Annotated in this window: 22 protein-coding genes and 1 tRNA gene; 12 read left to right on the top strand and 11 right to left on the bottom strand. The window is 62.2% G+C overall.

Features of this window, described 5'->3' with window-relative positions; all coding sequences use genetic code 11:
* Positions 1-113 precede the first annotated feature (113 nt).
* Complete coding sequence (locus R3X27_RS11585; RefSeq protein WP_317709023.1) at positions 114-1,892, top strand: SLC13 family permease; 1,779 nt, start codon at positions 114-116, stop codon at positions 1,890-1,892.
* 163 nt (positions 1,893-2,055) lie between these two features.
* On the top strand, positions 2,056-2,796 hold the full coding sequence (locus R3X27_RS11590; protein WP_317709024.1) for a YebC/PmpR family DNA-binding transcriptional regulator: 741 nt from the start codon (positions 2,056-2,058) through the stop codon (positions 2,794-2,796).
* Between the two features lie 123 nt (positions 2,797-2,919).
* On the opposite strand, the gene R3X27_RS11595 is transcribed toward R3X27_RS11590, so the two are convergent.
* Positions 2,920-3,822: a LysR family transcriptional regulator ArgP gene (locus R3X27_RS11595; protein WP_317709025.1), complete on the bottom strand. Its 903-nt coding sequence runs from the start codon at positions 3,820-3,822 to the stop codon at positions 2,920-2,922.
* An 82-nt stretch (positions 3,823-3,904) separates the two neighbouring features.
* On the opposite strand from R3X27_RS11595, the gene R3X27_RS11600 reads away from it, so the two are divergent.
* Together R3X27_RS11600 and R3X27_RS11605 are read left to right on the top strand one after the other, a co-directional pair.
* Positions 3,905-4,507, top strand: a complete 603-nt coding sequence (locus R3X27_RS11600) for a LysE/ArgO family amino acid transporter (protein WP_317709026.1) — start codon at positions 3,905-3,907, stop codon at positions 4,505-4,507.
* A 90-nt stretch (positions 4,508-4,597) separates the two neighbouring features.
* Positions 4,598-5,452, top strand: coding sequence for a DMT family transporter (locus tag R3X27_RS11605; protein WP_317709126.1), 855 nt, complete (start codon positions 4,598-4,600; stop codon positions 5,450-5,452).
* A gap of 90 nt (positions 5,453-5,542) precedes the next feature.
* Here R3X27_RS11605 and R3X27_RS11610 read toward each other — a convergent pair whose 3' ends face one another.
* Positions 5,543-6,406 (bottom strand): N-formylglutamate amidohydrolase, encoded by an 864-nt coding sequence (locus tag R3X27_RS11610; RefSeq protein ID WP_317709027.1) that lies wholly within the window; start codon positions 6,404-6,406, stop codon positions 5,543-5,545.
* A 171-nt stretch (positions 6,407-6,577) separates the two neighbouring features.
* Here R3X27_RS11610 and R3X27_RS11615 point away from each other — a divergent pair.
* Positions 6,578-6,652 (top strand) — tRNA-Val (locus R3X27_RS11615).
* 77 nt (positions 6,653-6,729) lie between these two features.
* Positions 6,730-6,855: a type B 50S ribosomal protein L36 gene (ykgO, locus tag R3X27_RS11620; protein WP_089233906.1), complete on the top strand. Its 126-nt coding sequence runs from the start codon at positions 6,730-6,732 to the stop codon at positions 6,853-6,855.
* A 79-nt stretch (positions 6,856-6,934) separates the two neighbouring features.
* Here ykgO and R3X27_RS11625 read toward each other — a convergent pair whose 3' ends face one another.
* The 3 genes from R3X27_RS11625 to R3X27_RS11635 all read right to left on the bottom strand — a co-directional run bounded on the left by R3X27_RS11625 (position 6,935) and on the right by R3X27_RS11635 (position 9,465).
* Positions 6,935-7,819, bottom strand: a complete 885-nt coding sequence (locus tag R3X27_RS11625) for a hypothetical protein (RefSeq protein ID WP_317709028.1) — start codon at positions 7,817-7,819, stop codon at positions 6,935-6,937.
* A 465-nt stretch (positions 7,820-8,284) separates the two neighbouring features.
* A complete protein-coding gene (locus tag R3X27_RS11630; protein WP_317709029.1) occupies positions 8,285-8,887 on the bottom strand; it encodes a hypothetical protein in 603 nt (200 codons plus the stop codon).
* Positions 8,888-9,006: 119 nt separating this feature from the next.
* Positions 9,007-9,465, bottom strand: coding sequence for an Lrp/AsnC family transcriptional regulator (locus tag R3X27_RS11635; RefSeq protein WP_317709030.1), 459 nt, complete (start codon positions 9,463-9,465; stop codon positions 9,007-9,009).
* Between the two features lie 135 nt (positions 9,466-9,600).
* Between R3X27_RS11635 and ald the strand changes: the two genes are divergently transcribed.
* A complete protein-coding gene (ald, locus tag R3X27_RS11640) occupies positions 9,601-10,719 on the top strand; it encodes an alanine dehydrogenase (RefSeq protein WP_317709031.1) in 1,119 nt (372 codons plus the stop codon).
* Positions 10,720-10,977: 258 nt separating this feature from the next.
* On the opposite strand, the gene R3X27_RS11645 is transcribed toward ald, so the two are convergent.
* The 4 genes from R3X27_RS11645 to iolD are packed head-to-tail and all read right to left on the bottom strand — an operon-like array spanning position 10,978 to position 15,516.
* Positions 10,978-11,808: a class II fructose-bisphosphate aldolase gene (locus R3X27_RS11645; protein ID WP_317709032.1), complete on the bottom strand. Its 831-nt coding sequence runs from the start codon at positions 11,806-11,808 to the stop codon at positions 10,978-10,980.
* Positions 11,805-12,647 carry a 5-deoxy-glucuronate isomerase gene (locus tag R3X27_RS11650; protein ID WP_317709033.1) on the bottom strand — a complete coding sequence of 281 codons (843 nt, stop codon included), beginning with the start codon at positions 12,645-12,647 and terminating at the stop codon, positions 11,805-11,807. The genes R3X27_RS11645 and R3X27_RS11650 overlap by 4 nt, the downstream gene beginning before the upstream one ends.
* A gap of 13 nt (positions 12,648-12,660) precedes the next feature.
* Positions 12,661-13,644 (bottom strand): 5-dehydro-2-deoxygluconokinase, encoded by a 984-nt coding sequence (iolC, locus tag R3X27_RS11655; protein WP_317709034.1) that lies wholly within the window; start codon positions 13,642-13,644, stop codon positions 12,661-12,663.
* 3 nt (positions 13,645-13,647) lie between these two features.
* Positions 13,648-15,516, bottom strand: a complete 1,869-nt coding sequence (gene iolD / locus R3X27_RS11660) for a 3D-(3,5/4)-trihydroxycyclohexane-1,2-dione acylhydrolase (decyclizing) (protein ID WP_317709035.1) — start codon at positions 15,514-15,516, stop codon at positions 13,648-13,650.
* A 129-nt stretch (positions 15,517-15,645) separates the two neighbouring features.
* Here iolD and R3X27_RS11665 point away from each other — a divergent pair, with 129 nt between their 5' ends.
* The 3 genes from R3X27_RS11665 to R3X27_RS11675 all read left to right on the top strand — a co-directional run bounded on the left by R3X27_RS11665 (position 15,646) and on the right by R3X27_RS11675 (position 18,922).
* A complete protein-coding gene (locus R3X27_RS11665) occupies positions 15,646-16,740 on the top strand; it encodes a Gfo/Idh/MocA family oxidoreductase (protein ID WP_317709036.1) in 1,095 nt (364 codons plus the stop codon).
* Positions 16,741-16,774: 34 nt separating this feature from the next.
* Complete coding sequence (locus tag R3X27_RS11670) at positions 16,775-17,668, top strand: TIM barrel protein (RefSeq protein ID WP_317709037.1); 894 nt, start codon at positions 16,775-16,777, stop codon at positions 17,666-17,668.
* A gap of 117 nt (positions 17,669-17,785) precedes the next feature.
* Entirely contained in the window at positions 17,786-18,922 is a 1,137-nt protein-coding gene (locus tag R3X27_RS11675; RefSeq protein WP_317709038.1) for a Gfo/Idh/MocA family oxidoreductase, read from the top strand.
* A gap of 90 nt (positions 18,923-19,012) precedes the next feature.
* Here the strand turns inward: R3X27_RS11675 and R3X27_RS11680 are convergent, their stop codons facing one another.
* Positions 19,013-20,011, bottom strand: coding sequence for a LacI family DNA-binding transcriptional regulator (locus R3X27_RS11680; RefSeq protein ID WP_317709039.1), 999 nt, complete (start codon positions 20,009-20,011; stop codon positions 19,013-19,015).
* A 210-nt stretch (positions 20,012-20,221) separates the two neighbouring features.
* Positions 20,222-20,434, bottom strand: coding sequence for a DUF1127 domain-containing protein (locus tag R3X27_RS11685; RefSeq protein WP_317709040.1), 213 nt, complete (start codon positions 20,432-20,434; stop codon positions 20,222-20,224).
* A 336-nt stretch (positions 20,435-20,770) separates the two neighbouring features.
* Between R3X27_RS11685 and R3X27_RS11690 the strand changes: the two genes are divergently transcribed.
* Together R3X27_RS11690 and iolG are read left to right on the top strand one after the other, a co-directional pair.
* On the top strand, positions 20,771-21,589 hold the full coding sequence (locus R3X27_RS11690) for a MurR/RpiR family transcriptional regulator (RefSeq protein WP_317709041.1): 819 nt from the start codon (positions 20,771-20,773) through the stop codon (positions 21,587-21,589).
* 69 nt (positions 21,590-21,658) lie between these two features.
* Positions 21,659-22,669, top strand: coding sequence for an inositol 2-dehydrogenase (iolG, locus tag R3X27_RS11695; protein WP_317709042.1), 1,011 nt, complete (start codon positions 21,659-21,661; stop codon positions 22,667-22,669).
* The last annotated feature ends 106 nt before the right edge of the window (positions 22,670-22,775 follow it).

A 22,775-nucleotide genomic window follows, 5' to 3' on the forward strand; every position in this document is an offset into this window, starting at 1 on the left:
TCGATGCAAGGGAAACCGGCGGGAGCACGCCCGTCGCTCTCTTGCGCCATTGAAAGCTTGCGCCGCGCTCCACCAGCGCTAAGGATGGCCTCCGGAGCAGTCACGGGACGCGCATGGAATTACTCAGCCTAGGCCCGACGGTCCAACCCGTCCTCGCGCTCTGCGTGGTTATGAGCATGTTCGTGCTCTTCTCGCGAGAGGTCTTCCCGGCCGAGGTCACGGCAATGCTCGGCGCCGCGGTTATGCTTGTCACCGGCATCCTGCCATACGACGACGCCCGCGCCGTATTGGCCAATCCAGCCCCCTGGACCATTGCCATGATGTTTCTCGTCATGGGAGCACTGGTGCGCACCGGCGCGCTGGACTGGTTCACCCAGATCGCTCAAAAACAGGCTGAACAGAGCCCGCGTGTCGCCATCGGCACATTGATCCTCTTCGTCGTTCTCGCCTCGGCCATCGTCTCCAATACACCGGTTGTCGTGGTCATGATCCCGGTCATGGTCCAGATCGCCCGTACCATCGACCGCCCTGCCTCCAAGATGCTGATCCCGCTCTCCTATGCAGCCATCCTCGGCGGCACACTGACCCTGATCGGCACCTCGACCAACTTGCTGGTCGACGGCGTCGCCCGCGCCAACGGGCTGGAACCCTTCGGCATTTTCGAAGTCACACCGCTGGCCATCTTCCTTGTCGCCTGGGGCATGATCTACTTGCGCTTCATCGCCTACCGCCTGCTGCCGGACCGCAGTTCCATGGCCGGACTGCTCTCCGACAAGCGTAAAATGAAGTTCTTCACGGAGCTTGCGGTGCCAGAGGACAGCGACCTGGTCGGACGAAAGGCCGTCGAGATCGGGTTGTTCAAGCGCGACGGCGTCCGGCTGATCGACGTGTTGCGGGGCGATGCCTCGCTCCGGCGCGACATGAAGAGCGTTGTGCTGGAAGCCGGCGACCGGGTGGTCCTGCGCACGCGGATGGCTGAGTTGCTGAGCCTGCAGGAGAACAAGGCGCTGCGTCAGGTCGACAAACTGAGCCACGTACGCACCGAGACGGTCGAGGTGCTGATCTCACCCGGTGCGCGCATGGTCGGTCGGACGCTCGGGCAGCTGCGCCTACGGCGGCGCTATGGTGTGTATCCCCTCGCCGTGCACAGACGGAACCAGAATATCGGCCGCCAGCTCGACGACCTTGTCGTGCGCGTCGGCGATACGCTGCTGCTGGAAGGTGCCCCGGAAGACATCCAGCGCCTGGCCGCCGATATGGGCCTGGTTGATATCGCCCGCCCCTCGGCCCGGGCCTTTCGCCGCGAGAAGGCGCCCATTGCCCTGTTTGCACTCATGGGCATCGTCGGACTGGCCGCGATGGGTGTCGGGCCAATCCTGCTGCTCTCCTTCCTTGCTGTGGCGCTGGTGTTGGTCACCCGCTGTATTGACGCCGACGAAGCCTTCTCCTTTGTCGAGGGACGCCTTCTGGCCCTGATCTTCTCGATGCTGGCGGTGGGGGCGGCACTGGAAGCCTCTGGCGCGGTCGAGTTGATCGTCACAGCCGTCGCGCCGGCCCTGAAGGGACTGCCCCCCTTCCTGATCGTCTGGGCAATATACCTGCTGACCTCTGTTCTGACCGAGCTGGTCTCCAACAACGCCGTCGCCGTTGTTGTCACTCCCATCGCCATCGGTCTGGCAACCGCGATCGGCTACGACCCCCGCCCACTGGTCATCGCCGTCATGGTCGCCGCTTCGGCGAGTTTTGCGACACCCATCGGCTACCAAACCAACATGATGGTTTACGGCCCCGGCGGCTACCGTTTCACCGATTTCATGCGCGTCGGCATTCCGTTGAATCTCTCCATCGGGATCCTGGCCTCGGCTCTGATCCCGATCCTCTGGCCCCTCTGATCCGTCTCGCGGGCGTGCCGCCGATCACAGATCGAGCGGCGGTGGCGCCGCTTCGCGGCGTGCGCTCCTGGCCAAGGTGGCGCTCCGGGATTGCCCCGCCCCCTTCCTTTGGGCTATGGACGCGCCAATCGCAGCAAATTCCCGATCCGAACGGAGAAGACCCATGGCCGGCCATTCAAAATGGGCGAATATCCAGCACCGCAAGGGGCGCCAGGATGCCGCCCGCTCGAAACTGTTTTCCAAGCTCTCGAAGGAGATCACAGTCGCCGCGAAGATGGGCGACCCTGATCCCGAGAAGAACCCACGCCTGCGGCTCGCCGTCAAGGAAGCCAAGTCGCAATCCGTCCCCAAGGACGTGATCGACCGCGCGATCAAGAAGTCCGTCGCCGGCGATGGTGATGAATACGAAGAGATCCGCTACGAGGGCTATGGCCCGGGCGGCGTCGCTGTGATCGTCGAGGCGATGACCGACAACCGCAACCGGACCGCTTCCACCGTGCGCTCGACCTTCTCCAAGCATGGCGGAAATCTCGGCGAGACCGGCTCGGTCGGCTTCATGTTCGAGCGCAAGGGCGAGATCACCTATCCAACCTCCGTGGGCGACGAGGATGCGGTGATGGAAGCCGCGATCGAGGCTGGCGCGGAAGACGTGGAATCCGATGAGGAGCTGCATGTCATCTACACGGCGGACACCGACCTCAACGATGTGTCGAACGCGCTCGAGGCGGCTCTGGGGGAATCCGAGCACACCAAGCTGGTCTGGAAACCGACCACCACAACCGAGTTGGACCTTGAGGGCGCGCAGAAGCTGATGCGGCTGATCGAAGTGCTCGAAGATGATGATGACGTCCAGCGCGTGACTGCGAATATGGAGATCTCCGACGAGGTCGCAGCCGAACTCTGAGCCGATCAGGGAGGGGCGAAACAAGCATCTGTGGCAAAGGCCTGCCCGTTCCCGCGGGCTGGCGCTGTCGCGGCCTTTCTGTGAAAGTTTCAAGAGTGGCTGCGCTTCCGCATCCCCACTCTCCTAGCCAACCCGCAACTGTTGCTGTGCGACTTCCCGGATCGCCCGCGTCAAAGGCGCCAGCGCGGGACGGGCGGCGCGAATACTCTGCCAGTAGAGCGGTGTGTCGAGCGGCTGCGCGACATCCAGCAATGCCAGTTCGCCGTTGGCGAGCGGCACCCGCAAGAGTTGTTCGGGGTTCATTCCCCATCCCAGCCCAAGCTTTGCGGCATCGACAAACGCCTGACTGGCCGGCAGGAAATGTGTCGGCGGCGCGGGGGGCGGCTTAAACCTTGCCGAAAGCCAGCGCGATTGCAGTTCGTCTTTCCGGTTGAAGGTCAACATCGGCGCCTTGGCACAGGCCTCCGCCGAAATCCCGTCGGGGAAGTGACGCACCATAAACCCGGGGCTGGCGCTCGCATGGTAGCGTAGAGCACCGAGCGTCAGGCTATCACAGCCCTGGATCGGATCGGCATGCGAGGTCACAGCCGCCGCGACTTCGCCTCGCCGCAGCCATTCGGCGGAGTGGTCCTGATCATCCAGAGTAACGTCGAAGAGCAGTCCAGGGGCTGCGAGGGAAGCCGCCGCGAGTGCTTCTGGCAGCCATGTCGCGAGACTGTCGGCATTTGCGGCAATCCGAACCGTGTGCACGCCCGTCGCGCCCGGCACCGGTCCGAGATCCGCCGCAAGCGCATGTTCAAGCAGCGCGACCTCCTCCGCATGGCGCAGAAGGCGTTGGCCAGCGGCGGTGCCGGTACACGGCTGTCCGCGCCGGATCAGTACAGTTCCGAGCCGCTCTTCCAGTGCCTTGATCCGTTGCGAGATCGCGGAAGGCGTGACCGAAAGCACCGCTGCCGCCCGATCGAAACTGCCGGTTCGGAGCACCTCGGAGAGGGCCGCAAGCTGAGATGGATCGACGTTAAGCATTTCTAATCTGAGATAAGAGTTTTCAATTTGGCTTACCCCACTGAAGCCGCTATCCGCAAGTCATGACAAATGGAGACACGGCATGAGTGAGGCATTTCTTCAGGGATTCGGCCTGAGTTTCAGCCTGATCCTGGCAATTGGAGCGCAGAATGCCTTTGTGCTACGACAAGGTCTGCGGCAGGAGCATGTGCTGGCGGTGGTGCTGACCTGCGCGATCTCGGATGCAATCCTGATCTCGGTCGGGGTCTTCGCCTTCACGTCGATCTCGAAGCTCATTCCCGGGCTTGTTCCGGTGATGAAATGGGGAGGCGCGGCCTTCCTGTTTGCCTATGGCGCGCTCAGTTTCCGCAATGCCTGGCGTGGCGGCGAGGTGTTGGAAGCGGGCGGCAATGGCGCGAAGAGCCTCGGGCAGGTGATCACCGTCTTGCTGGCTCTGACATGGCTAAACCCGCATGTCTATCTCGACACGGTTGGGCTGATCGGCTCGATCTCCTCCGGCTTTCCCGGCCGCGAGGTCGCCTTCGCCGCTGGTGCCGTCCTCGCCTCCTTCACCTTCTTCTTCTCGCTGGGCTATGGCGCGCGGCTGCTGCAACCGCTCTTTGCCCGCCCCATCTCCTGGCGTGTGCTCGATGTGATCATCGGCCTCGTGATGTGGGTCATCGCGATCGGCTTGTTGATCGGCTGACTGATCCCGCTTGTGGCTGGACAGCAAATGCTGTCAGGTCGCGGCATGGATTTCCCCGCTGAAAATCGCCCCGCCAGGGCCGTCCTGTGCATGGTTGTTACGGGCCTGTGCTTCATTGGCGTACAGGCTACGGTGAAGCATCTCGGCCCGGGCATGCCACCGGCGGAATCGGCCTTTCTGCGCTATCTGCTCGGCCTGGTCTTCCTGATTCCAATGTGGCCGGAACTGCGAAGGGCACAATTGACACGTCGTGCCTGGGCACTGTTCACCCTGCGCGGCGCGGTGCAGGCGGGCGCCGTCATCTGCTGGTTCTACGCGATGACGCGGATCACCATCGCCGAGGTTACGGCGATGAACTACATGAACCCGATCTATATCACCCTCGGTGCCGCACTTTTCCTCGGCGAGCGCCTCGCGGCCCGGCGCATGGCAGCCATCGGCCTGGCCTTCCTTGGTGCGCTGATCATACTCCGCCCGGGTTACCGCGCGCTCGATCCGGGCCATTTCGCGATGATCTTCGCCGCGCTCGGCTTTGCCAGCGCCTATCTTGTCGCCAAACGGATGACCGGTGAGGTCGCGCCAAGCGTGGTTGTCGCGATGATGTCGATCATGGTGACAGTCTTCCTCGCGCCCTTCGCGATGGCCGACTGGGTTGCGCCCAGCCTGACCCAGCTCGCCTGGCTCTTTCTCGTCGCCTGTTTTGCAACGACCGGCCACTACATGATGACCCTCGCCTTCCAGGCCGCGCCGATGGCGGTGACACAGCCCGTCACCTTCCTGCAGCTCATCTGGGCAAGCCTCCTTGGTTGGTTGGCTTTCGGCGAACCGATCGATGGTTGGGTCGTGTTCGGCGGCACGCTGATAATGGGCGCGGTCTCCTTCATCGCCTGGCGGGAGATGCGATTGAAGGCGGAACCATCGCAATCCACGACGTCGAACGGCTGAATCAGGTCCACGCCGCGAAGCGGCGCCACCGCCGCTCGATCCCCGATCGGCGGCAAGCTACCCTTCCCATGCACACAAACGCTTCGTCCGCTACTCCGCCGCCACGGGAAGCGCCTCTGCCCGGCCGATTTCAGCGATATCTTCGATCACGCCGCGCAGCACGTCCCGGAATCCGGGGAAATGGCGGCTCGGACGAATTCGCGTCTCATCCATGTAGAGGGAACGGTCGATCTCCACCTGGATTGCATGCTGCCCAATCGACGGCCTGCCGTAATGCTGAGTAATGAAGGCCCCCGCGAAAGGAGCATTGCGCGCCACACGCAGCCCCACCGCAGTGAAAGCTCCCTCGATGCGTTCCATGATCCCGCTGCCGCAAGCCGCGCCGAACCGATCGCCCAGAACGACCTGTGGCCGCTTGTCCGCCCGCCCCGGCGCGGTACGGACAGCCTCATGTGGCATCGAATGGCAATCGACCAGGATCGCCTGACCGAACGTGGCGCGCGACTCGTCGAGCAACCGCTGCAAGTTTTCATGGTAGGGATGCCAGATCCGGTCGAGCCGCTGCTGAGCCTCCTCCCGGTCCAGCTTGCCGCGATATATAGCCCGTCCTCCGGCAACGACACGAGGAATCACACCCAACCCGGAAGAAACGCGCGGATTGTGCCGTTGCACCCGCAAACCGCGAATCACGGCCGGATCGAGTTCGTCGGACGCCCGGTTGAGATCGACATAGGCGCGCGGAGCGTGGCATGCGATCAAAGGGGCGCCATAATCAGGCGCTGTATCGAAGAGCCGGTCGACGAAAGCATCCTCGGAGGAACGGATTCCCAACTCGTCCAGCATGGTTCGGCGCAGGAACTCGAGCCCGTAGTCTCGCCCGCTATGCGGCGAGGCGAAGACGACGCTCGTGGTGCGGTTGCGCGGCTGGTCGATGCGAAAAGATGGGTTGTGCATTGGCTCTCCTTGCCCCCCATATAGCGACATAAATTCTCTTGCCAAAAGCCCTTGAACCCGACGCGCGTTCCTTTTATACGCGCTCCACCGACGCGGAATCGACCGCGTCCTTTTCTTTCGAGCCGGGCAGCCGGAGAGAGGGATGGGCGTCAAGACGGTCCCAAGGCGGACGGGCGATTAGCTCAGCGGTAGAGCACTACGTTGACATCGTAGGGGTCACTGGTTCGATCCCAGTATCGCCCACCATGAATTCGGGTCGGAAACGGCTCGCTGGCGAAACAAACGGCGCCGTTCAGCGCCTGCGACAGAGGAAAGGGAAGACTATGAAAGTCCGTAACTCGCTCCGCTCGCTGAAATCGCGGCACCGGGATTGCCGTATCGTGCGTCGTAAAGGCCGCGTATACGTCATCAACAAGACCCAGCGCCGCTTCAAGGCCCGCCAGGGCTGATATCAGCGACAGATCTATTCGAACGAGGCCGCGTCATCCGCGGCCTTTTTCATGTCTGGACGCTTTCTGATCTGCCACCTCACTTGGAACGTTCCGGCGGTTTGCGTTCTGCTCCCACATCCCGCTTTGCCTTGCGCGCCTCGACTTTCCGGTCACGAAGGGCCGCGAAATCCAGCGCCTCCCGGTCGGAGAAATCCCTGTCCTCGCGGTCCCGCGCCATGTCTTCGAGGCTGCGCCGCGCGCTGAAATAGCTGTCGAGGCTCTCCCGGTGCCCCATCGTCAGTGACAGTTCGAGGCGGTCTTCTGCGGCCTGAAACGCCCGGCGCAGGGCCGCGCCGTCATTCATCGACCAGAAGCGGCGCTTCGCATCCGGATGACCGAACGGGTCCGCATCGGGCGCGTTCGTCCTCCGCTCCGGGCGGATCCCGACCGCGAGGTTCAGTACCGCCTCGCGCGCTTCCTCAGGCAGGAAGCGGCAGATATCAAGCAGGCTATCCTCGGTCGCCTTGCGGACCTCATCGAGCCAATCCTCGGGAACACCGCAATCTAGCAGAACGTCGTCACTCTCCTGGTCCAGAAGCAGCGGCTTCGGCGCTGCCGTCTCGGCAAAGCGGTGCAGGACAACCTCCTCGACCCGCTCGCGGATCTCGACAATCTGTGCGGCTCCAGTGCGCGGATGGATGTCCAACCTCCGCTTCTCCGCCCACTTGTAGGAATCGTCATGGTGATCGACATAGGCAAGCAGCAGGCTGTCACCGCGCTTGTGGACGATGATGCGGATGTCGCGATTGACCCGAACGGACCAGAAATACTTGTCTTTCGACTTCTCGATCCGATGAAAGGAATGCCCGGGATGCTCCGGGTTCACCTGCAGGTCGAAAGCGGTCTGCTTGACAGCAGCCTGCTCCTGCCGGGTCAACTTTGCGAGGCTGTCGGTAAAGCTGTCGGCGATAATGAGTGTCAAGGATGGCTGCCTCCCGGTCCGGTGCAACCCCACTTGACCATGCAAGGCGGAAGCCTGTCCAGAGCCCGCGCCGCGTCAGCGGCGCCGCCGCCGCTCGAACCTTGTTCGGCGGCAAGCCCCCGCCCCGAACCGGGCACAACAGATCGAGTGTCGCGCATCGGTTCGAGCCGCCTGTCTCTGACCGGCGCGCTGGCTCCGCTGGTTCGATCTATGGCGCTCGGCATGCATGCCACTTTCCACTGGACGCCCCTCCGGGGAAGCTCCGTCGCAGAAACAGTCCGGCCGCTCTTCTCCGTGATAGCTCTCGGCCGGTGGTCCGGACAAACATAGTATTCGCAGACAAAGAGATCGCAACTACGTTCCATGTCCTTCAGCAGGACCGGATCACACGAGACTTGCGCCTCGATCTCGGCATCTTTCTGCGGTGGGCCGGCAAGCGAGCCTCCCTCAGGGAAATGCGCTGGATCATGGGGTAAGTTGGACATGCTCGACCCGCACCGTTTTGAGAAAGCGGTAGAACGCCTTCGACTTCCGTGCCCTCGCTCTGCACGACGACGCGGGCATTTTTTCGACCTCATGCGCCTGCATGACCCGGATACCTTCCATGACCTTGTCGGAAGACCCGATGCCGTTCCGGCAAAAGCGATAGCGGTCATGGGTCTTCTTCGGTTCGTCGATGGAAACACCGATGAGAACGCCGTCCCATTCGACGAAGGCGGCCCACCCCGCCTTGATCGAGGCCGTGTTGGTCTGAATCGTATTGCAGATCAGGAAACCCGCAGAGTGGGATATTTGCTGCAACGCGATCACCTTGCCACACAACTCCAACCCGAGCAGGGTCTGCTCTTCGCCCTGCAGGGAGAACCAGATCTCGGGTATGCCCCGCCACCTGTTGCGCGGCGGTATTGCCGCGGATATCCAGATCATCACCCATCCGGATATGCGGAAGCGCTTGTCCTTCGGGTAGATGTGTACCCTTTCCAAATACCGGCAGTACGTGAAGTCGAAACTGCAACTCGGCCCGGTCGGCCTTTTCATCTCCTGAAAGGCTGGCGGGAGCCAGATCAAGGAAGAAGACCGGGATCAGGGGGGGCGAGAGCCAAGAAAGGCTGATTCCGGCACAACGACAAGCGGGGCGTGCCGCCGAGCAGAGCTCGAGCGGCGATGGCGCCGCTACGCGGCGTGGGTCAGCCCGGGACCGGGTAACCGCGCCACGACTTGATCGAGCGCAAGGCGAAGCTGGTCTGCATTCCTGAAACGCCCGGAAGCCGCGCGAGGCAGCGACGGTGGATATTGTCGTAGTGGGCAACATCGCGGGCGACGATACGCAGGATATAATCCGCCGTCCCGGTCGTCAGAACGCATTCGAGGATCTCGTCGTAGAGCTGTACGGCCTTCTCGAACGCGTCCATCGCTTCCTGGCTCTGTGAGGTCAGGGTGATATCGACGAAGACCTCGAGATCCAGCCCAAGCGCGCGCGGGTTCACGCGAGCGGAGTACCCGTCGATCATGCCGCCCGCTTCCAGCAGCTTCACGCGCCGGTGACAGGCCGAGGTCGACAGGCCGATCCGATCGGCAAGCTCGGCCACCGCGATATGCGAGTCCTTCTGAAGTTCACGCAGGATGTGAGCATCGAATCGATCCATGTCTTCATTCTCTTTATTGCCGAAATATTCGGAATTTTTCCCATGATACATCAGGGAGGCGCAGATAAAAGGGAAGAGAAACGGAAGATTTCGCGCAATAATCTCTCCATCGCGTTCAGGTAGAAAGAGGCTGTCATGCAAATCGGCGTCCCCAAGGAAATCAAAAACCACGAATATCGCGTTGGGCTGACGCCTGAATCCGTGGCCGAATTTGTAGCCCATGGTCACAAGGTTCTGGTCGAGACCGGAGCGGGGCTTGGAATCGGGGCGGATGATGCGGCCTACACGGCCGCTGGTGCCACGATTTCAGCCACGGCCGCGGAGGTCTTTGCCACCGCTGATATGGTCGTCAAGGTCAAGGAACCGCAACCGGACGAATGCGCCATGCTGCGGCCCGGGCAGTTGCTCTACACCTATCTGCATCTCGCACCGGACCCGGCACAGACGAAGGCATTGGTCGCCTCCGGAGCGACCTGCATCGCCTATGAGACTGTCACCAGCCCCTCCGGTGCGCTGCCCCTTCTCAAGCCGATGAGTCAGGTCGCGGGCCGCATGTCGATCCAGGCCGGGGCCACTGCGTTGGAAAAAGCGCATGGCGGGCGCGGCGTGCTGCTCGGTGGGGTGCCGGGTGTTCGGCCAGGCAAGGTTGTCGTGCTCGGCGGCGGTGTTGTCGGGTTCAACGCAGCACAGATGGCCGTCGGCCTCGGCGCCGACGTGACCATCCTCGATCGCAACCCGGACGTGCTGGAACGGCTGGCAACGCATTTCGAGAGCCGTGCTAAGACGGCCTATTCGACCCGGACCCGCGTTGCGGAGCTGGTGGCAGAGGCGGATCTCGTTGTCGGCGCGGTGCTGATCCCCGGCGCGGCAGCACCGAAACTGGTCACACGAGAGCATCTGGCAACGATGAATCCGGGCGCGGTGCTGGTCGATGTTGCCATCGATCAGGGCGGGTGTTTCGAGACATCTCATGCCACGACCCATGCGGAGCCGACCTATGAGGTCGACGGGATCGTGCATTACTGCGTCGCCAACATGCCGGGCGGCGTGGCGCGCACCTCTACCTATGCGCTCAACAACGTCACCCTACCCTATGCGCTGCGCATGGCCGATCTGGGCTGGCAGGAAGCGTTGCGGCGGGATGAGCATCTGCGCAACGGGCTGAATGTCTGGGACGGGAAGATCACCTGTGAAGCCGTCGCCGAGGCGCTTGGCTATGATTTCGTGCCGGCGGAAACCGCATTGAGCAACTAGGACGACGCGGGAGAGAGCGGCGGAAAGTCGGACAGAGCCGGGCCAGCGCCTGCCCGTGGGGTGGCGCTGCGACATTTGTGGTCTGCGCTTTATCCCGGGCAGATTCGCAAGAGTTCAGGGCGTTGTGCGCGGGTGACAAAGCGCCAGCCCGCCGATGCAAGGAAGGCCCGCAAGACAGAGAACCCGGCGCAGGGAGGAGATTGCGTCGGGTTCCGGAACCGCGCTGCCCCGAGGGGCGGCGCGGTCTTTCTTTGTTCATCAGGCCGGTTTGAGGCTCCGAAGCGCCTTGCGGGTCGCGGCGACCACGGGGTCATGGGTCTCCTTGAGGATCGAAACTCGGTCGAAACGCTCAGGGTCGCGATTGACCGCTTCGCGCAGCGCCGCCCCGAAGGCCATTCGCAGCTCGGTGCCGATATTGAACTTGCAGATCTTCGAATTCCGCGACAGCTCCAGCCGCTGCGCATCCGGCACGCCGGAGCCGCCATGGATGACCAGCGGCACGTCCGTTACGGCCTCGATGTCGCGGATGCGGTCGAGATCGAGCCCGGCGCCGTCCTCCTTTTGCAGGTGAACATTACCGACCGAGATCGCCATCGCATCCACCCCGGTTTCGCGGGCGAATTTCGCCGCTTCCTCGGGGTCGGTTCCGGCGGATTCCTCGCCCGCATCATAGCCTACGAAGCCAATTTCGCCTTCGCAGGAGATACCGGCGGCATGGGCCATCTGGGCGATGGCGGCGGTCTCGTCGATGTTTTGTTGCAGCGGCTTGCGGGAGCCGTCGAACATCACCGAGGTGAAGCCGCAATCGAGCGCGATCTTGCAGTCTTCCTGGGTGTAGCCGTGGTCCAGATGGGCCACGACGGGCACGCTGGCCTCTTCGGCCAGGGTGATGAACATCCTGGCCAGGATCGGCAACGGCGTGTGCTCGCGGCAGCCGGGGCCGGCCTGCAGGATGACCGGGCAGTTCTCGGCTTCGGCGGCGGCGACAAAGGCGCGCATGTCCTCCCAGCCGAGGGTGACGAGGCCACCCACGGCATAGCCCTGTTGCAGGGCCGGCTGGAGGACGTCGGAGAGAGTGACGAGGCTCATTTGAACTTCGCCACCATGTCCTTGATGCCCGGGATCGTGTCGAGTTGGGCGGCATGGGTCGGCTGGAAATACTGCACCAGCGAGCGCTGGCTCAACCCACCGAGGATGGTGAAGTAGTACATTTCATAGCCCGGCAGCACGCAGCAGGGGTGGTAGCCCTTGTCGATCATGATCGTGGAGCCATCGACGATGTGATAGGCATCGCCCGAGAGGTTGTCCTCGCGCTGGAGCATCTGCAGGCCCGAGCCATAGTTCGGCTTGAAGCGGAAATTGTAGGTCTCGTCATGGCGCGTCTCGTCCGGCAGGCGATCGGTGTCATGCTTGTGCGACGGGAAACCGGACCAGCCGCCCTGCCCGACCGTGAACAGCTCCGAGACCAGCAGGCGGCCGACCTTGTCATGCTGCTTCTGGCCGAGGATGTGCTTGATCTTGCGGTGGGTCTTGGTGTCGTCCGAGCCGTATTGCACGAGGTCGATCTCGTCGCCGCGCACGTCGAACGGGTCCAGCACCTTCTCGTATTTGGCACCGGCCACGAAGACTTCCGCCTCGTCGGAGACGCAGACCATCGTCGCCTTCGCACCCGTGGGCACATAGACGCCTTCCGGCTCGCCGTCCCAGACATCAACGCCGCGATTGCCGAGCTTGGGGAAGGCCACGCCTTCGACATCGAGATCGACCGTGCCGGTGGCGGGGGCGACGCAGGTCTCGTAGCCCGGGACCTGGTATTCGAAGGCATCGCCCTTCTTGAGCTTGACGATGTTGAAGTAGTTCAGCGGAACGAGCTTGTCGCCGGCATCGACGATCGGCTTGTTCTGGTTGTCAAACGGAGGGATGTGCATTGTCTTCTCCCTTTCAGGCCTCGGTCGGGCCGGGATGTGTTGCAAGGAACGCGTCGAGCTGCGCCGTGGTCGGCATGGCGGGTGCGCAGCCGGGCTGGGAGACGACGATGGAGGCACAGGCGGAGCCGCGCAGGACGGCTTCCTTGAGCGGGCGGCCTTCGGCGATGCCCGCGAGCAGGCCGGCCATGAAGCTGTCGCCCGCGCCATTCGGCTTGACGGCAGTGACGGGGTAGATGCCGGTGCGGATTTCCTGGCCTTCGAAGAAGGTCACGGCGCCCGACTGGCCCATCTTGTAGATCACCATCCGGCCCGGACGCTGCGCAAGCTCTCGCGCCTTATCCATGCCCTTCTCGATACCGCCGGCCATGAAGCCGAATTCCTCGTCATTGCCGACGATGAGATCGCTCTCTTCGCCCGCGCGCGACAGGACCTCGGCGGCAACCGCCGGCGACGGCCAGGAATAGGGACGGTAGTCGACATCGAAGATGACGGGCATGCCGACCTTCCGGGCATTTTCGAACGCCCGGAAGGTGGAGCCGCGGGACGGCTCGGCGGCGAAGACGGTGCCTGCGGTGATCAGCGCGCCGAACTCGCTGTAATTCACCCGGTCCACGTCTTCGTTGGTGACCTGGAAATCCACCGCGTTGTTGCGGTAGATGCAGTTCTGGAAATCCTCCAGCACGCTCTCATAGACCGCGAGCGAGATCCGATACTCGCCGTCCAGCACCTTCAGATACTGGGTGTCGACGCCGTAATGCTGCAGCTTGTTGGTGCAGAAGCGGCCGACGCAATCATTGGAGACGGAGGTGACGAGGGCCGACTGGCCCCCGAGCTTGCACAGGCCGGCGCAGATATTGGCCGAGGAGCCGCCCAGATCGGCGCGGAACATCCCGGCATTCTCCGCCTTCGTGCCTTGCGGGTCGGCGAACATGTCCATGCCCGCCCGCCCGAACACGGCGAACTTGTTGCGGCGGATGCCGTCAATCAAAGCGCTCATGGATCACACACCTTTCCGCTGCTTGGGACGGGCCGATTCCCAATCTTCGTGGGCAGCGCGGACCTTCTCGCTTTCGGAGACGGCGGGTGTGCCGCATTCCCACCAGGTGTGGCCCTGGTCGGTCCAGCTGTCATAGGCCGCGACCTTCATAACGATCACATAGGTCTTGTCGGACGCCTTGGCGCGCTTGAAGGCCTCGCCCAGTTCCTCGGGGTTGGAGACGGTCTCGGCGGTGGCACCCATGGAGGCGGCATGCGCTTCGTAATCGACGTCGAAAGCCTCGGGGATGGTCGGCGCATCCTCGTAGAGACAGTTGAAGCTCTCGGAGCCCACATTGTTCTGCAGCTTGTTGATGACGGCCCAGCCGCCATTGTCGAGCAGCATGACGATCATCTTCTTCCGGGTCAGGACCGAGGAGTAGATATCCGAGTTCAGCATCATGTAGGCGCCGTCACCGACCCAGACGATGGTGTCCTTGTCCGGCTCCCGCTCGGCTTGCGCAATCCGGGCACCCCAGCCGCCGGCAATCTCGTAGCCCATGCACGAATAGCCGAACTCGACATCAACCGTGCCGATATCCAGAGTGCGCCAGTTCGCGGTGACCTCGGCCGGCAAGCCGCCAGCCGCCACGACCACGCGGTCGCGCTTGTCGCAGAGCCCGTTCACCATGCCGATAGCCTGGGCATAGGTGTTGGGCTTGTTGGTGCCCCAGGACGTATTCTCGACGACGTATTCGTTCCAGGTCTTGCGCTCGCTCTTGGCGAAACCGGTCCAGTCCTCGGGCGTCTTGTAATCGGCCATCGCCTCTTCCAGCGCCAGCAGGCCGAGCTTGGCGTCGCCGACGACGGGCAGGGAGAGGTGCTTGCCGGCGTCGTGGCGCGCGGCGTTCAGCGAGACGAGCTTGGCGTCATGCGAGAAAGCCGTCCAGGAGCCGGAGATGAAATCCGCAAGCCGGGTGCCGACGCAAAGGACCACGTCCGCCTTTTCGGCAATCGCGTTGGCCGAGTCGGAGCCAGTGACGCCGATCGGGCCGATATTCAGCGGGTGATCGTTCAACATGTTGGCGCGACCAGCGATGGTTTCGACCACGGGCATGTCATGCGCTTCGGCGAACTCGGTCAGTTCCTTGACCGCGCGCGAATACTGGACACCGCCACCGGCGATGATCATCGGCCGCTTGGCCGTCTTCAGCAGGGCCGCCGCATCGGCGACTTCCAGCGTGTCGGGCATCTGGCGACGGATACGGTGAACCTTCTTCTCGAAGAAGATCTCCGGGTAGTCATAGGTCCAGCCCTGCACATCCTGCGGCAGGCCGATGAAGGCGGGGCCGCAATCGGCCGGGTCCATCATCGTCGCCAGCGCGTTGGGCAGCGAGTTCAGGATCTGCGCGGGATGGGTGATTCGATCCCAGTAGCGGGTGACGGGCTTGAACGCGTCATTCACGCCGAAGGTCGGATCGTAGAAATTCTCCATCTGCTGCAGGACCGGGTCCGGCAGGCGGGTGACATAGGCGTCACCGCAGAGCATCAGCATCGGTAGGCGATTCGCGTGGGCCAGCGCCGAGGAGGTCAACAGGTTCGACGTGCCGGGGCCGGCCGAGGCGGTCGCGAACATGAAACGCTGGCGCAGCCATTGCTTCGAATACGCGGCCGCCGCAAAGCCCATGCTTTGCTCGTTCTGGCCGCGATAAAGGGGCAGCTCATCCTGGTAGTTGTAGAGCGCCTCGCCGAGGCAAGTCACATTGCCATGGCCGAAAATTCCGAAACCACCTCCGCAGATTCGGTACTCCTCGCCGTCGATTTCGATGAACTGGTTGGCCAGCCAACGCACGATGGCCTGGGCTGTGGTCAGCCGGATCGTTGCTTCACTCATAGGTGTCTCCATCCCTTGATTGGCGTGCAGGCGGTGGGCTGCTTCCGATTGCCGCTTGCGCAATTCCGAGTCTGAGGATACAACTTTTGCAACCGGTTGCAATTTGAATCTGTGGAGGAGCGGATCGCGATGCCCGAAATCGGAATTGGAATGCTGGGTGGCGGCTATATGGGCAAGGCCCATTCGGCGGCCATGGCAGCAGTCGGCACCATCTTTGAAACCAATCTCAAGCCGCGACTCGAAATGATCGGCGAAGCCAATATGGAACTGGCGGAAAAGTACCGCCAGGCCTTTGGCTACAATCGCTGCACGGATGATTGGCGCGCGCTGGTCGATGACCCGGCGATTGGCGCGATCATCATCGCAACGCCGCAGCGCTTCCATCGCGAGATTGCGGAATATGCCTTTGCCGCCGGCAAGCATGTGCTCTGCGAAAAGCCCATGGGAGCCTCGCTTGAGGACTCCGAAGCCATGGTTGCAGCCGCTGAGAAGAGCGGTTTGATCAACCAGGTCGCTTATTGCTACAGCCGCTCGCCGGCGACTCAATATGCCCGCAAGCTGATGCAGGAAGGCGCGATCGGCGACATCACCTGGTTCCGCGGCGAGCATACGGAAGACTTCTTTGCCGATGTGAACGAGCCCTGGGCTTGGCGCTGCCAGGGTCTGGCCAATGGCTGCCTGGGCGACCTTGCGGTGCACCTGTTCAACGGCGCGCTGGCGCTGATGGGGCCGGTCGACGAGGTGATGACGGAACTGCAAACGGTGCATCCCAAGCGCCCCGGCGGCGAGGTCACCAATGACGACCAGGTGCACATGATGTGCCGCTTCGGCAATGGCGCGATCGGGCATATGCACTCGTCCCGCGTTGCAACCGGTCGCAAAATGGGCTACTGCTATGAAATCCATGGCACAAAAGGTGCGATCAAGTTCGACCAGGAAGACCAGAACTCGATCTATCTCTATCGCATGGACGATCCGGAAGCAGAACGCGGCTATCGCCGGATCCTGACCGGCCCGGCGCACCCCGATTACAAGCCGTTCTGCCTCGGCCCGGGCCACGGCACCGGCTATCACGACATGATCGTGATCGAGTCGAAGGACTTCCTGGAAGCCATCGATTCCGGGACGCCGAAATGGCCGACCTTCCGCGACGGGCTCGACGTTGCCCGCATCGTGCATGCTGCCGTTGCTTCGCATGAAGCGAAGTCCTGGCAAAAAGTCTGACCTACCTGAAACTGAGCTGCTGAAAGGCACCATCATGACTATCCGCATCGGTAATGCGCCCTGCTCCTGGGGTGTTGAGTTTGCTGAAGACGACCGCAATCCGACCTGGGAAACCGTCCTCAAGGAATGTTCCGAGGCCGGCTACAAAGGCATCGAACTTGGCCCGGTCGGCTTCATGCCCGAAGATCCGGCGATCCTCGGCGACGGCCTTGCCAAATACGGCCTGGAGCTGATCGGCGGCGTGGTCTTCCGCCCCTATCACGACCCCGACGCATGGGATGACGTGCTGGACGCCACCCACCGCACCGCAAAGGCCCTCAAGGCCCACGGCGCCGAGCAGATGGTGCTGATCGACTCGATCGCCAAGCGCCGCGCCCCCACTGCCGGCCGTGCGACCGAAGCCGAGCAGATGGGCAAGGAAGAATGGGTTGCCTTCCGTGACCGGATCGTCGAGTCGGCCAAGATCGGCACCGAGGAATACGGCCTGACCGTTTCCATCCACGCCCATGCCGGCGGCTTCATGGATTTCGAGCCCGAGCTTGAGCGCCTGCTTTCCGAGGTCGACGAGAAGATCCTGAAGATCTGCTTCGACACCGGCCACCACTCCTATGCCGGCTTCGACCCGGTTGCCTTCATGAAGCGCAATGTGTCCCGCATCTCCTACATGCACTTCAAGGACATCGACCCCGTCGTCAAAGCCAAGGTCATCGAGGATCGCGCCGATTTCTACGATGCCTGCGGACGCGGCATCTTCTGCAAGCTGGGCCTCGGCGATGTCGACTTCCCGGCCGTGCGCCAGGTGCTGCTCGACGCTGGCTTCGAAGGCTGGTGCACCGTGGAGCAGGATATCGACCCGACGCTCGACGTCACCCCGCTGGCCGATAACCGCTACAACCGCGAATATCTCGAATCCGTCGGGTTCAAGTAATCTCGCCCCGGGGCGTGCCGTATCGCGGCACGCTCTCCCCCCTTTTTTGGTTCGCATGTTTGAGGACCGCAAAACCGGATCCCGATTTTGCGCAACATGCTCTCGGAGGAAATCATCATGGCAAAATTGCAATGGGGCATGATCGGTGGCGGCGAAGGCAGCCAGATCGGCCCGGCTCACCGTCTCGGCGCCCTCGCTGACGGCCTTTTCGACCTTACCGCCGGCGCGCTTGACCACCGCCCCGAAGCGGGTCGCGAGTACGGCCAGCGTCTGGGCATCGCCGCAGATCGCTCTTACGGCGACTGGAAAGAGATGCTGGAAGGCGAAAAGAAGCGCGGCGATGACGCGATTGATCTCGTGACCGTCGCCACGCCGAACTCGACCCATTTCGAGATCACCAAGGCCTTCCTTGAGGCCGGCTTCAACGTACTGTGCGAGAAGCCGATGACGGTGACCGTCGAAGAAGGCGAGGAGATCGTCAAGATCGCCGAGAAGACCGGCAAGGTCTGCGCGGTGAACTACTGCTACACGGCCTATCCGATGGTCCGTCAGGCCCGCGCGATGGTCGCCAATGGCGAGATCGGCAAGGTGCGCTGCGTGGTCACCGAGTTCAGCCACGGCCACCATGGCGACGCGACCGATGCCGAGAACCCGCGCGTGCGCTGGCGTTACGACCCGGCCATGGCCGGTGTCTCGGGCCAGTTCGCCGATTGCGGCATCCATGCGCTGAACATGGCCAGCTTCATTTGCAACGATGAAGTCGTGAAGCTCTCCGCCGACTTCGCCTCCTGCATCGCCTCGCGCGAGCTGGAAGACGACGCGATGGTGAATTTCCGCATGGCCGGCGGCACGGTTGGTCGTCTCTGGACCTCCTCGGTTGCCATCGGACGCCAGCACGGCTTCATGATCCAGATCTTCGGCGAGACCGGGGGGCTCAAGTGGTTCTCCGAGCAACCGAACCAGCTGATCTACACGCCGGTCGGTGGTCGCACGCAGATCATCGAAAAAGGTGAAGGTGGTCTTTATCCGGAAGCCGAGCGCCTGCAGCGCGTGGGCATCGCCCACCCGGAAGGCTTCCCGCTGGCCGTTGCCAATATCTATTGCGACATCGCCGCGGCGATCCGCGGCGAAGAGCGCAAGGACCTGCCGACGGCTGAAGCCGGTGCCCGGTCGATGGCGGCTGTCCACTATTCGGTGGCTTCGGCCAAGAATGGTGGCGAATGGGTCGATGCCCGTCCGCCGATGTTCCGCTAATATCATCTGGAGGGGCTTTCGGGTCCCTCCGTCGCAAAACAAAAAGAGCCGGGCAATCTGCCCGGCTCTATTCGTATGAGAGGACGTATCTCAGGGGAGCGGGCGAAGGGTTCCGCGCTGAACCACCGAACAAGAAAAGAGCCGCGCTTCCGGATAGCGCTCTGAATCCTCAAGAAGCGCCACCATCAACTCCAGAGATGAACGGATAATCTGCCGGATCGGCTGACGAATCGTGGTGAGGTTGATGTTCTCCCACCTCGCCATCTCCATGTCGTTCAGCCCGATCAGCCCAAGTTCCCCAGGAACGTCAAGCCCGGCATCCTCTGCAGCGCTCAGCGCACCGATCGACAGAACATCGTCGCCGCAGAAATAGGCCTCCGCCGGATCGGCCTTAAGCAAACGCTGCATCTCTGCGCGCCCCGCATCAAAAGAATAGGCGCCGGCAAAGCTGTGGCTGAAACCGATCCCGCCATTCTTTTCGATTTCTTCCTGGAAACCGGCCAGACGGTCCTGACTCGAGGTCGAGTCCGCGGGTCCGCCGAGATAGCCGACCCGGCGATATCTCCGCGCCAGCAATTCCCGCGCCGCCATTCGGCCGCATTCCACGTTGTCGATGCCAACAATATGCACTGTCGGCGCGCTCGAATACCGCCCGAAGGAATGCACAACGGGCAATCCCGCCTCGCGATATGCCTGCGCAAAGGCCGGCGGCAAGGTCGAGGAGGCCAGCACGACACCATCGACGGAGTATTGCTTCAGCATCTGCACGGATCCGTCCGGCTCGGTCTCGTCGGTCAGGTTAACCAACAACGGACGTAGCCCCAATTCCTGCAAGCCCTGGGTGAAAAGATCAAAAATCTCGAGGAAGACCGGGTTGTGGAAGTTGTTTGAAACCAGCCCAATGAGCTTCGTCCGCCCCGTGGTCAGCGAGCTTGCCAGAGCATTCGGGCTGTAGCCGAGCTCGGACGCGGCCTTTTCGACCTTTCGACGCATCTTTGGTGAAACCGACGCCCCATCGGTAAAGGTTCGCGAAACAGCGGACCGCGATACGCCCGCTCTTTGTGCAACGTCCTTCAAAGTGACCGGCATTAATTTTCCTCCGCCCGTCCAGGCGGACGCCGCATCCTCATCTCGAGCGTCTGCCGCTGCCGATTATGAGGCGGACCCCGCGACTTTGCAACCGATTGCAGCCCGTTTCAACGTTTATATGGCCCTGAAAAGAAAGAACCCGCCCGGATTTCAAACATCCGGACGGGTTCAAGTTTTGATAACGTAGGGGCAATCGCGCCCGTTTCCGATTCACGCTTTGGCGGCGGATTGCTTGGCCAGGTAGTGGAAGTCGGCGCGGCTCATGCCAAGATCGGCCAGATCACGGTCATCGAGTTTGGTCAACTCATGCATCGTGTTCCGGTAAGCGGCGTATTGACGGCGCCAGACAGAAAAATCAGCCACAAGGCGGCGGGGGGTATCCAGCAGCGAGGCCGGGGCGAAAACAGCTTCGTTCATGCTCATGTCTCGGTTTCCTTCGCAGGTGTTCAGGTATCCGTTATCGCTAACGGCTCTTGGGATTGAATATAGAGGCGATTGTTAGCGCTACAATCGACAGGTTGGAAATCCAGACCTGCACCGAATGCATGACTGGCACGTCAAGCAAACTCCTCCAGACGAGAGATCGAACAGGGTCTGGTCAGCGCCTTTCGCCGCACCGCCTCCAGGTTTTCTCGTCTTGCCGGAACTGCACCCGGTCGTCGCCCACACACACCAGAAACAGAATGGTGTGGAATTTTTGTTCTGCGCCAGATAGCATTCACTTCAACCCGTCCACATCCGCCAATCAGGGAGGCGACCATGACCACCCGAACCGCGCCTGAAACGATCGAAGCCTTCCAGCAAAGAGTAAACGAAGTTTCTGACGAACTGCCCCGCCGCCTGAAGCAATGTGCGGATTACTTTTCTGTAAACAGTGAGAAAATTCCAATTGCGACTGTTGCAGAAGTCGCCGCGGCAGCGGGCGTTCAACCGTCCGCCCTCATCCGCTTTTGCCAGATTCTCGGGTTTTCCGGCTATAGTGAGTTACAGAAGCTCTTTCGCACCTCTTATGTGCCAGTTTTGCCAGATTACGACACGCGCCTGCAGAACCTGCGCGACCGGGGAGCTGCGAGCCCTTCGGCGATATTGGCAGAGTTTGTGGATGCCGGCCGAATGTCCTTGGAGAACCTTGCCAACACGGTAGAGCCGCGTGTGCTCGACCAGTCGGTTGCCACGCTGGTCGAGGCCGGAACGATCCATATCATTGGCCTGCGGCGGGCCTTTCCTGTGGCCGCATATCTTTCATATGCCTTTGAAAAAATGCATATACCTGCGGTTCTCCATGACCGCAGCGGCAAACTCGGGAACCTTCACGCCGTTCGCGACGGCGACGCGTTGATCGCTGTGACCTTCTCGCCTTACAGTGAGGAAACCCAGAGTTTCGCGCTGCATTGCGCGAGCCGGAATATCCCCGTTATCGTCATCACGGACACCGCGTCCGGACCGCTTCATCGCGACGGATTTTTGCCGATCCAGGTCTCCGAAGTCGATTTCGGAGCCTTCCGCGCACTCTCCGCGACCCTCTCCCTCGCCATTGCGCTCGCCGTCGCTGTCGGCACCGCGAGAAGCGCCTCGTAGCGGAACTCTGCTATTGCATTTTTCTCTTTTAGAATGTTTATTCTACGCATCCAACAGGAAGGATTCGTCATGGTCAGAGTAGGCATTCTGGGCGCCGGCCGCATCGGTCAGGTGCATGGTTCGAGCATCTCACGCAACCCCGACAGCGAGATTGCCGCCGTCGCCGATATCTACACTCCCGCCGCCGAGGAACTTGCGGCGAAATATGGCGCCGAGGCGAAGACCATCGAAGAGATTCTCGCCGACCCGAGCATCGACGCGGTCTTGATCGCGACATCCACCGACACCCATTCCGATCTGCTCGAAGCCGCCACGGCCGCCGGAAAGGCGGTGCTCTGCGAGAAGCCGCTCGACCTCTCCCTGAAGCGCGCGAAATCCTGCATGGCGACCGCCGGCGCGACGGGGCAACCGGTGATGCTCGGCTTCAACCGCCGCTTCGACCCGAATTTCACCGCACTCAAAACCGCCTTCGACGCCGGCGAGATCGGCAAGGGCGAGTTGCTTCAGGTCACCTCTTTCGACCCCGCACCGCCGCCGCCGGCCTATGTCAAGAAGTCGGGCGGGATCTTCCGGGATATGGCGATCCATGATTTCGACATCGTCTGCTGGCTCTATGGCGGCGCACCGAAGACAGTGCATGCCGTCGGTTCCTGTCTCGTTGATCCGGGCATTGGCGCAGAGGGCGACTTCGACACCGCCGTTATCACCCTGACCTGGGAAGACGGACGCATCGCCGTGATCCACAACTCGCGCCGCGCCGGCTACGGCTACGATCAACGCATCGAGCTGCTGGGATCCGACGGACTTCTTAGTGCTGCGAACCAGTTGGAGAACACTGTCACCAAGCTGACGACCGAGGGTCATATCGGCGCCAAGCCGCAATACTTCTTCCTCGAACGCTACATGCGCGCCTATGAGATCGAATGGGCCGCTTTCGTTGAGGCGCTCAAGGATGGCACAGCAATGCCCGCCGATATGGGTGACGGCGTGGCCGCGCTGGCGCTGGCCGAAGCCGCGACGCTCTCCGCCAAAAGTGGAAAGACTGTCGAAATGACAGCGGAAATGCTCGGCAAAGCCTGAGTTTTCTCCGGCACTGATGCCGGTCGTCTGACTGACAACCATCACCGCTCCCGAAGCTCCGGGGGCGGACGCGGTCCGCGTGTGTCATGCGCGGAACATTCATTCC

It is taken from the genome of Tropicimonas sp. TH_r6, from assembly GCF_033101155.1.
Lineage (GTDB): Bacteria > Pseudomonadota > Alphaproteobacteria > Rhodobacterales > Rhodobacteraceae > Tropicimonas.

Excerpts from the sequence above, each read along its gene's own strand:
- R3X27_RS11585 (WP_317709023.1), top strand. The coding sequence starts at position 114 with ATGGAATTACTCAGCCTAGGCCCGACGGTCCAACCCGTCCTCGCGCTC.
- R3X27_RS11590 (WP_317709024.1), top strand. The coding sequence starts at position 2,056 with ATGGCCGGCCATTCAAAATGGGCGAATATCCAGCACCGCAAGGGGCGC.
- R3X27_RS11595 (WP_317709025.1), bottom strand. The coding sequence starts at position 3,822 with ATGCTTAACGTCGATCCATCTCAGCTTGCGGCCCTCTCCGAGGTGCTC.
- R3X27_RS11600 (WP_317709026.1), top strand. The coding sequence starts at position 3,905 with ATGAGTGAGGCATTTCTTCAGGGATTCGGCCTGAGTTTCAGCCTGATC.
- R3X27_RS11605 (WP_317709126.1), top strand. The coding sequence starts at position 4,598 with ATGGTTGTTACGGGCCTGTGCTTCATTGGCGTACAGGCTACGGTGAAG.
- R3X27_RS11610 (WP_317709027.1), bottom strand. The coding sequence starts at position 6,406 with ATGCACAACCCATCTTTTCGCATCGACCAGCCGCGCAACCGCACCACG.
- ykgO (WP_089233906.1), top strand. The coding sequence starts at position 6,730 with ATGAAAGTCCGTAACTCGCTCCGCTCGCTGAAATCGCGGCACCGGGAT.
- R3X27_RS11635 (WP_317709030.1), bottom strand. The coding sequence starts at position 9,465 with ATGGATCGATTCGATGCTCACATCCTGCGTGAACTTCAGAAGGACTCG.
- ald (WP_317709031.1), top strand. The coding sequence starts at position 9,601 with ATGCAAATCGGCGTCCCCAAGGAAATCAAAAACCACGAATATCGCGTT.
- R3X27_RS11645 (WP_317709032.1), bottom strand. The coding sequence starts at position 11,808 with ATGAGCCTCGTCACTCTCTCCGACGTCCTCCAGCCGGCCCTGCAACAG.
- R3X27_RS11650 (WP_317709033.1), bottom strand. The coding sequence starts at position 12,647 with ATGCACATCCCTCCGTTTGACAACCAGAACAAGCCGATCGTCGATGCC.
- iolC (WP_317709034.1), bottom strand. The coding sequence starts at position 13,644 with ATGAGCGCTTTGATTGACGGCATCCGCCGCAACAAGTTCGCCGTGTTC.
- iolD (WP_317709035.1), bottom strand. The coding sequence starts at position 15,516 with ATGAGTGAAGCAACGATCCGGCTGACCACAGCCCAGGCCATCGTGCGT.
- R3X27_RS11665 (WP_317709036.1), top strand. The coding sequence starts at position 15,646 with ATGCCCGAAATCGGAATTGGAATGCTGGGTGGCGGCTATATGGGCAAG.
- R3X27_RS11670 (WP_317709037.1), top strand. The coding sequence starts at position 16,775 with ATGACTATCCGCATCGGTAATGCGCCCTGCTCCTGGGGTGTTGAGTTT.
- R3X27_RS11675 (WP_317709038.1), top strand. The coding sequence starts at position 17,786 with ATGGCAAAATTGCAATGGGGCATGATCGGTGGCGGCGAAGGCAGCCAG.
- R3X27_RS11680 (WP_317709039.1), bottom strand. The coding sequence starts at position 20,011 with ATGCCGGTCACTTTGAAGGACGTTGCACAAAGAGCGGGCGTATCGCGG.
- R3X27_RS11685 (WP_317709040.1), bottom strand. The coding sequence starts at position 20,434 with ATGAGCATGAACGAAGCTGTTTTCGCCCCGGCCTCGCTGCTGGATACC.
- R3X27_RS11690 (WP_317709041.1), top strand. The coding sequence starts at position 20,771 with ATGACCACCCGAACCGCGCCTGAAACGATCGAAGCCTTCCAGCAAAGA.
- iolG (WP_317709042.1), top strand. The coding sequence starts at position 21,659 with ATGGTCAGAGTAGGCATTCTGGGCGCCGGCCGCATCGGTCAGGTGCAT.